The following is a 7,447-nucleotide window of genomic DNA, read 5'->3' as shown; positions in this document are numbered from 1 at the left end:
CCGGGTCTCCACCATGTCCGAACACCGAAATCCTGTCGGCCACCCGACAGTTCCCCCCTCAACGACGCCTCATCACCCCAACCGAAACGGCGAGGCTAGGCCATTCGTGGCTTCCCGGGGCGCTCTGCTTGCTTGCGCCCGGCGCCCGGCGCTGAATCCGCGGTCCGGTCACCGACATCACGCAACACCGCACCAGAGAAGGGTGGGTGTACTGCGCGGCGGTCCTGGACGCGTTCAGCCGCAAGATCGTGGCTGGTCGATCGGCTCCAGACAGGACTTCACCCTGGTGGTCAACGCGTTAGACATGGCCCTCCGCAACCGGCGCCCCGAACCAGGCGGGATAGTGCACGCCGATACGGCACCCTGTTCACCTCTTGGGTCTTCAGGGAAAGGATCCGCTCCGCCGGGCTCCTGCCGTCGTTCGGCACGGTCGGAGACGGCCTGGACAACGCGATGATGGAGTCGTTCTGGTCCTCGATGCAGATTGAGCTGTTGAACCGCAAACGGTGGAAGACCCGGGTCGAGTTGGCGAACGCGATTTTCGAGTACATCAAGGTCTTCCACAACCGACAGCGGCGCCACTCAGCACTGGGCTACCGCACCCCGATCGAGTACGAGCTAATCTCCGAACAAGACACCATCCCCGCCGCCAGTTAGCCACCGCAGCTGGAACCCAAACCGTGGGGCAGGTCACGCTGTCACCCAAGATCCCGCAGCAGTCCCACCATCACCTATCAAGAGGTGTAGCCCCGGGGTGCTGATCACTCGCTGGCACGCCCTCCGGCTCAGGCGGGCCCCGGGCCATCCCTTCCGCTGAGATTTCCCGGTGTTGTCACGGTTCGATGGGTACGTCTCCACTCGGCAGTCTCATCTGCATATGGCCGGGGGGACCAAGTGAGTCGTAGCGGAGAACGGCGAGCACTTCTCAGGCGCGTGCGCAGGCGCCCAGGAGGAGAACAAGCACCCTCGCGAGCGCGCACCTCAACCGGCACAAGCGGGGACGGGACACAAGAACCCCAACGACGCCATCCCGACTGGGCCAAATTCGCTACGACCCTCACGATGATCACCGCAGTCGGAGGTCTCCTCTTCACAGGAATCAGCACCTACTACTCTGCGCAAGTTTCAAAGGATCAACTGGACCAGTCTCAGGAAGACTCCGAAGCCAGAGCGCGCAAGCAAGCCGATCTCGTTTCCGCCTGGTCCTATCGGGAGAAGAGCGGCGGTAGTACCGGGGTCATCTCGAACCGCTCCAAGGACCCTGTGACGAGTGTCAACATCGTGATCACCGTGATCCCCGGCCCACGCCTCAAGGGATCTTCGCCGTTCGAACGGCCCTACGTTTTGCAGATCGCCACCGTCGGCCCGTGCTCCAAGATCACCTTCCCGGCCAAGATGGTGCGGGACGAGCTCGGCCGCTCATGGACGCCGGATACCGAAATGAGAGTCGACATGATCTGGTTTTCCGATGCCCACGGGAGTCGGTGGACGCACCGAACCACCAGCTATCCCGCCTTGCTGAAGAAACACCCCGAGCTGAGCGGCTTTGACGAGTTGCGCAACGCCTACCGTTCCCCGCTACAGGTACAGGTGGCGAACGCCGAGACGGTGCCGGGATGTTAGCGAATGGGGGACCGACGAGCTGGCGAGTGCAGGGACTGCTCGGTACAGGCCGTCGGCTGGTAGGGCTTGCCACTCCCCGAGTGACCCTCCAGGGGAACGGCCTCCAAGCATGGCAGTATCACGAGGTTGTGATCAAAATGACGTAGCCGGGGGGCGACTGTTGCTTGACTCATTGGCCCGCCCGCCTAGTCAGGGACCCGGGCCGTCCTCTCCTTGGGGATCGGTCCGGGCTCGTCGAGCCGGAATGTCCGGCTCGGCGGATCCGACTCGGGGAGGAACTACTGGCTCGCCACCCGGCGATGGCGAGGGTCTGGGCGCTGATCCCTTCCTGGGAGTGGCACCAGGCGGGTGTGGACGACAAGCACGCTGCCGCGATCGTGCGGGCGTGCCGTCACTCGTCCCGGCTTGAGGAAGGCCGCCGGCATGGGTTGCCTGAGGCAATGCGTCGGCTGCAGCTGGTGCCGGGGATCGGGTTGTGGACTGCCGCCGAGGTGCTGCAGCGCTCCAACGGAGCGCCCGATGCCATCACCACCGGGGACCTGCATATGCCCGGGCACATCGGCTTCGTGCTGACTGGCCACCGTGGCCTCGGCGACACCGAGATGCCGGAGCTTCTCGCCCCCTACGCCGGGCAGCGGCACCGCGCTGCCCGCCTGATCCTGTTGACCGGCCGTATCGCCCGACGCGAACCCCGTGCACCGCTCGGCCGCATCGCCCGCCTGTAACCACAGTCGAGGGTGACGCGTCGGTGCCGGGCGGGAGGGGGCGGCCGCTCAAGGGCGCCGAGCTCCTCCCGGGCCCCGGCAGGCGGTCTTCGCGTAGTTCTCGGCTTCAGGATCGAGTTGTCACGACCGCGCTGCCGACGGTGGTGTCGTGCCAGCACTGCCGATACGGCAGGTCCCAGGTGCAGCGGAGCACGTTGACGAGTCCTACGAACGGGAGGAGCCCCAGGAACATGCTGATCGCCCACCGTCCGAAGGCGGCTCCCGTCATGAGCGGCGCTCCATCCACGAGCTGCTGTACGCGGAGTCCGCAGGCATGCTTGCCCAGAGTCTGGCCGTAGCGCGCCAGTTGCACCGGCTCGTACAGCACGCCGACGGCCAGGCACGCTACGAGCGCCAGGACGCCGATCACTGCCAGATAGACGTCTCTCTGCGGGGCAAGACACCGCAGGGCCGGAGAGAGCCCGACGGCGAAAGGGCATCGAGCATGATGACCCCGTCGAGGACCCGTGCCAGGAGAGGCAGCAGTGGGTTCGCCACGTTGACCAACGGCAGACTCCGCTCGCTGGTCAGGGGAGGGGGTAGACCTGGGGGCTGGGCGGATTCAGGTGTCGGGTTGTCGTTCATCTCGGTTGCTCTCATGCCGTGAACTGCCCTGGGAAGCTAAGGCGTTCGCCCTGTGGATGAGTTCACGACCGCGGCCTACGGCCGGGCATGGCCGGGAGAGCGAAAGAGGGGCGAGTCGGCCAGATCGTGGGAGCGGTGCCGAGTCTGTGGGCCGTTCGGGGGCACCTGGGGGCGGTGCCATGTCCCCTTGGCCCCGCAGGTGTTGGTAAGGGCAACGTCGTTGACCTTTGGCACCGTTGGAGGAACCGTGGAGCTACACAAGATCACGAGGGCTGCACTTGTGGCTGTGGCCATGGGTGGCCTCGCCTCCACCGGTTGCGGGATCGCCTTCGCCGGAGACCACGGCGCAGAGGCCAGCGGCGGCTCCAGCGCGGGTGCTGACGTGTTCCAGCAGAACACCGCTCAGGAGAGCCGGCAGAACAACAACTGCGACAGCAGCAACGGCGAGGAGGGGCTCGCCTCTCCGACCGGTAGTCGGGGCAGGACCCGATGTGCGACCGGAGACACTTCGTTCAACCAGGGTGCAGTCGTTGCCGGCGGGGGCGCCCATGCGGACGGGGGCTCCAACCTCTCGGGCGACGTCTCGCAGCAGAACACCGCCCAGAAGGGGCGGCAGAACAACGACTGCGCTAACCCCAATGACACCTCCATCACGCTGGAGGGCAGTGGGGTGAACACCCGTTGCGCTAGCGAGGACGGCTCCCGCAACAGGTACACACGCATTCACAGCGGCGGAGCGACCACCTTCGGCGGCTCGGCGTCAGGCTCCATCTCGCAGCAGAACGCGGCGCAGGACGGACGGCAGAACAACCATTGTGACAACCCCAACCTGTCCGTCGTCACCGCTTCCGGTGGGCGGGCCCAGCGCCGGTGCGGGAACGTGGATGGGTCCGGGAACGCACACACCCTGACTCAGGGCGGGGGCGCCCACACCGACGCTGGTTCTTCCCCTGTTGTCTTCCAGCAGAACGCGGCGCAGGAGGGTCGGCAGAATAATCACTGCGCTCATCTGACGAATGGTGAGATCAACCTGACGGGCGGACGGGTGGACGACAAGTGCGTTCATAAGGATGTTTCCCGCAACCGGCACGCTGTGACTCGTGAGGGCAGGGCTCGTACCGAAGGCAGCTCAAATGAGGGCGGTGTCAATCTCAACGAGCAGAATGCTGCTCAGGAGGGACGGCAGAACAACAGCTGCGCGAGCGATTCTGCCGCTCTCACCGTCTCCGGGGGGCGGCTGCACCGCACGTGCGCCAGCGCCGACGCCTCCGAGAATGACCACACGCTCACCACCAACGAAGGCGCCGATGCTTCTGCCGGTTCCGGGGGGTCCGCCGTCGTGTTCGACCAGAACACGGCTCAGGAAGGCCGCCAGAACAACAGCTGTGCAGACCTCAACTCCGCTGACTTCGAGGTGACGGGAGGCCGGGCGACTGGCGTTTGTTCGCACTCCGACGCTTCACGCAACCAACACGTTCTGTCCCGAGGAGGTGGCGCCACGGCCGATGGTGGCTCCAGTGCAGGCGGCAACCTCATTCAGCAGAACACCGCACAGGAAGGCCGGCAGAACAACCGTTGCGCCAGCCCCAACGACACCGATATCGAGCTCACCGGCGGTGATCTGGACTCTCGGTGCGCCACGCGTGATCACTCCGCCAGCGTTAAGACCGCCGAGATCGGTGGCGGTGCCGACGCCGCGGGGGGATCCGGCGCGATGCGGCTTGCCCAGCAGAACACCGCGCAGGAAGGGCGGCAGAACAACCACTGCGCCAACCCCAACGGCCTGACGCTGACCACGAACGGCAGCAGGGCCCGGTCCCAGTGCGCCGCCATCGACAACTCCAGGAACGTGGGCAGCATCTACCGATAGTTCATCCGCCCACTTGCTTCGGGAGAGCCGTGCCGGTGCCAACACTCCTGATTCTCGATCCACCCGAGGACCAGACAGAGCGAAGACGGAGATCGGTCACCTGCTGGCCGGTTGACATCTTCCGCCGCGGCGGCTCCCCTGATCGGCCGGGCCGAATGGTGCGGCCTCTGGTCGGCGGGCCCTACCGCGGCGGTTGTCGCTTGTCGCTTCGGGGTGCGGCATCGAGCGGGCAGCCTGCTCGGTGCTGTCACGTCGTTCCTGGTGAGAAACTTGAACGAACGGGCACGGTGGGCGGCGTGAGCAGTCCGTGCGCCGGGACGAGCGGCGCCTGAACGCCTATGCCGAGCACAACCATGGGGTCAAACAGCTCGCGGGCCGCTATCAGAGCATCGCTGCCGGCCGCGGGCTAGCGACCGGTCCCGCGCCGCTGGAGCTCACCGCTGAGGTGCACGCCGAACTCAGCGCGGCTGAGGCCCGCCGTTCCTCGCTGTCGGAGACCTGCGCGTTGTTGGGAGACACTGACACGAACACTGCGTCCAAGAGCCTGGACCATTGCCTGTGGCGGCTGGAGCACCTGGCGCGGGGCGTGCCCACGGAAACCGAACAGAGCTGGGAAAACGCGTACTTGGAGTTCAGATACGGCAGCTGTAGTTCTTGATCGTCGACGTGTTCGTGCTGGTCGGGTGGTTCCCGTGACCGGCTCGCCGCCTGGACCGCGGGGGAACTCGCCGACGACCAAGCGGTGTTGATCGTGGACGAGACCGGCGATGCGAAGTCCTTCCACCGACTGCGTCGGGGCGGCCCGGCAATACTCCGGAGCGCTCGGGAGCTGTGTCTGAATAACCGTCAGAATTGATCTTTGCAGGTGTCGTCGCGTGACGGTAGGCGGGCTTGTAGTTGTGCGAGGGTGCGGGCCGGGGTTCCAGGTAGCGGAGTGACCGCGACGCGGTGCAGGTCTAGGAGGCGGTGGCCGTCTTGGAACTGGTTGGACAGGTTGGTGCGGCCGACGTTCAGGAGCTGGGCCAGAAGTGTGCTGGTGACGGCTCTGCGGCGGCGTAACAGGGCGGTCAGGAGGCGGTGGTAGTGGTCGAGGCTGCTGGTCTGCGGGTGGAGGTAGCTGCGTGGGCGGTGGAAGCGTCGTTGGAATGCCGCCTCGGCCAGGGCGTCCCAGTACGGTTCTGAGATGGCGACCAGGTGGTCGAAGGCGGAGCGTGACATGCCGGTCAGGGCCGGGTCGGTGAGCATCGCGGTCAGGGCAGGGTCGATCTGTTGTCGGCTCGGTGCCGGCTCTGGGAGCCGGGGAGGGAACGGTGCCAGGGTGTAGTTCCAGTCGCCGTGGAACGTGTGTGGTGTGATCGGCAGGGCGTGGAACTCTGCGGGTGGGACTGTGGTGCCCAGGTCATATCGGCCAGTGTCGAGTTCGGCGCCGATCCTGAGTCCCGTTCGAGTGGTCGTGGCGGCGATGGTGTCGATGACGGTCTGGTAGCTGGTCAGGGGCCTGCCCCGCCAGTTCGCGGTGATGTGGCAGAACATCCGGTGCTCGATCTTGTTCCACTTCGATGTTCCGGGTGGGAAGTGGCTGACCGTGATCTCGAGTCCGCTTTCCAGGGCGAAGGCGGCGAGGTGTTACTTCCACGTCCAGCGGCGGGGGTCGTTGGAACCGCCGCAGTCGGCGGTGATCAGCAGGCGGGTGGCGTCCGGGTGGTCGCCGCGTCCGCGGTGCTGCCACCAGCGGCGGATGGATTCCACCGCGAATTCGCCCGTGTCGTGGTCAGTCCCGACGTTGACCCAGCCGGTGTTACGGGCGATGTCGTAGATTCCGTAAGGGATGACCACGGCCTGGTCACTCGTGGTGAAGGTGTGGCAGTCCACACGGATGGGACTTCCGCTCGGACGCCAGGTGCGGCCGGGCCGGTCACGGTTGCCCAGCCACTCCTTGGCCTTGGTGTCCACGCTGATCACCGGCTGGTCGTCATCGAGGAATGCGGCGGCGGTGGCGTTGATGTGCGTGAACTGGGCATCCCGGTCCGGATGACTGGCGCCTTCCGTGGTCTTGGCAGTGCCTTGCAGGCTGTATCCCAGGGCGTGCAGCAGGCGTCCGACGGTCGCCGCGCTGATCGGGTGGCCCTGAGTGGTCAGTGCCGATGCCAGGGACCTCAGTGAGAGCGTGGTCCAGCGCAACGGCGAGACCGGAGCGCCCCGGGTGTGTGGCTCGATCAGAGCTTCAAGCGCGGGCAGCAGACCGGGGTCGGTGACCGTCAGCGGCTTACGGCCGGCTCCTGGAGCCCGGATCCGCCCGGCTGGCAAAGGTCGCCCGGACAGCTGGGCGATCCCGCGTGCGATGGTGGCCGTACTGGCCCCGGAAGCGGCGGCTACCAGCGTGATCCCGCCGTGGCCAAGCGCGGCGGCCTCGCTGGCCAGGTAGATCCGACGGCACCGCTCATCGAGATGGGGAAGGAGCTGATTGAACTTCGCCCTCAAAGCCACAACCGAAGCCCGAGCGGCCGTACGCGTAGTCACACGCCATTATCCCGCCAACTCCCTTACACCAAGCTGTAATTGAAATACAGGCCCTCGGCGGGGTGGGGCTGTGCCAGGTCGCCGT

General features: G+C 66.1%; 4 protein-coding genes and 3 pseudogenes. 5 read left to right on the top strand and 2 right to left on the bottom strand.

Annotation, left to right across the window (positions count from 1 at the left end; genetic code table 11):
• Positions 1-167 precede the first annotated feature (167 nt).
• The 3 genes and pseudogenes from AB0M26_RS26880 to AB0M26_RS26870 form a co-directional block, all read left to right on the top strand.
• A pseudogene (locus tag AB0M26_RS26880) lies at positions 168-657 on the top strand (IS3 family transposase); the annotation flags it as partial.
• A 405-nt stretch (positions 658-1,062) separates the two neighbouring features.
• Entirely contained in the window at positions 1,063-1,623 is a 561-nt protein-coding gene (locus AB0M26_RS26875) for a hypothetical protein (protein WP_365264815.1), read from the top strand.
• Positions 1,624-1,928: 305 nt separating this feature from the next.
• Positions 1,929-2,348, top strand: a pseudogene (locus AB0M26_RS26870) (DNA-3-methyladenine glycosylase 2 family protein); the annotation flags it as partial.
• A 106-nt stretch (positions 2,349-2,454) separates the two neighbouring features.
• Here the strand turns inward: AB0M26_RS26870 and AB0M26_RS26865 are convergent.
• Complete coding sequence (locus tag AB0M26_RS26865) at positions 2,455-2,757, bottom strand: RDD family protein (protein ID WP_365264813.1); 303 nt, start codon at positions 2,755-2,757, stop codon at positions 2,455-2,457.
• 462 nt (positions 2,758-3,219) lie between these two features.
• On the opposite strand from AB0M26_RS26865, the gene AB0M26_RS26860 reads away from it, so the two are divergent.
• Together AB0M26_RS26860 and AB0M26_RS26855 are read left to right on the top strand one after the other, a co-directional pair.
• Positions 3,220-4,842, top strand: coding sequence for a hypothetical protein (locus tag AB0M26_RS26860; protein ID WP_365264811.1), 1,623 nt, complete (start codon positions 3,220-3,222; stop codon positions 4,840-4,842).
• A gap of 307 nt (positions 4,843-5,149) precedes the next feature.
• Positions 5,150-5,500, top strand: a complete 351-nt coding sequence (locus AB0M26_RS26855; RefSeq protein WP_365264827.1) for a hypothetical protein — start codon at positions 5,150-5,152, stop codon at positions 5,498-5,500.
• Positions 5,501-5,788: 288 nt separating this feature from the next.
• Here AB0M26_RS26855 and AB0M26_RS26850 read toward each other — a convergent pair.
• A pseudogene (locus AB0M26_RS26850) lies at positions 5,789-7,362 on the bottom strand (ISAzo13 family transposase); the annotation flags it as partial.
• Between the last annotated feature and the right edge of the window lie 85 nt (positions 7,363-7,447).

The organism is Streptomyces sp. NPDC051776, from assembly GCF_040681345.1.
In the GTDB taxonomy this organism is placed as follows: Bacteria; Actinomycetota; Actinomycetes; order Streptomycetales; family Streptomycetaceae; genus Streptomyces.
This window is presented reverse-complemented; position numbering and strand designations above follow the sequence as displayed.

Bases quoted from the DNA above. Each gene is read 5' to 3' on its own strand.
- AB0M26_RS26875 (WP_365264815.1), top strand. From the start codon at position 1,063: ATGATCACCGCAGTCGGAGGTCTCCTCTTCACAGGAATCAGCACCTAC.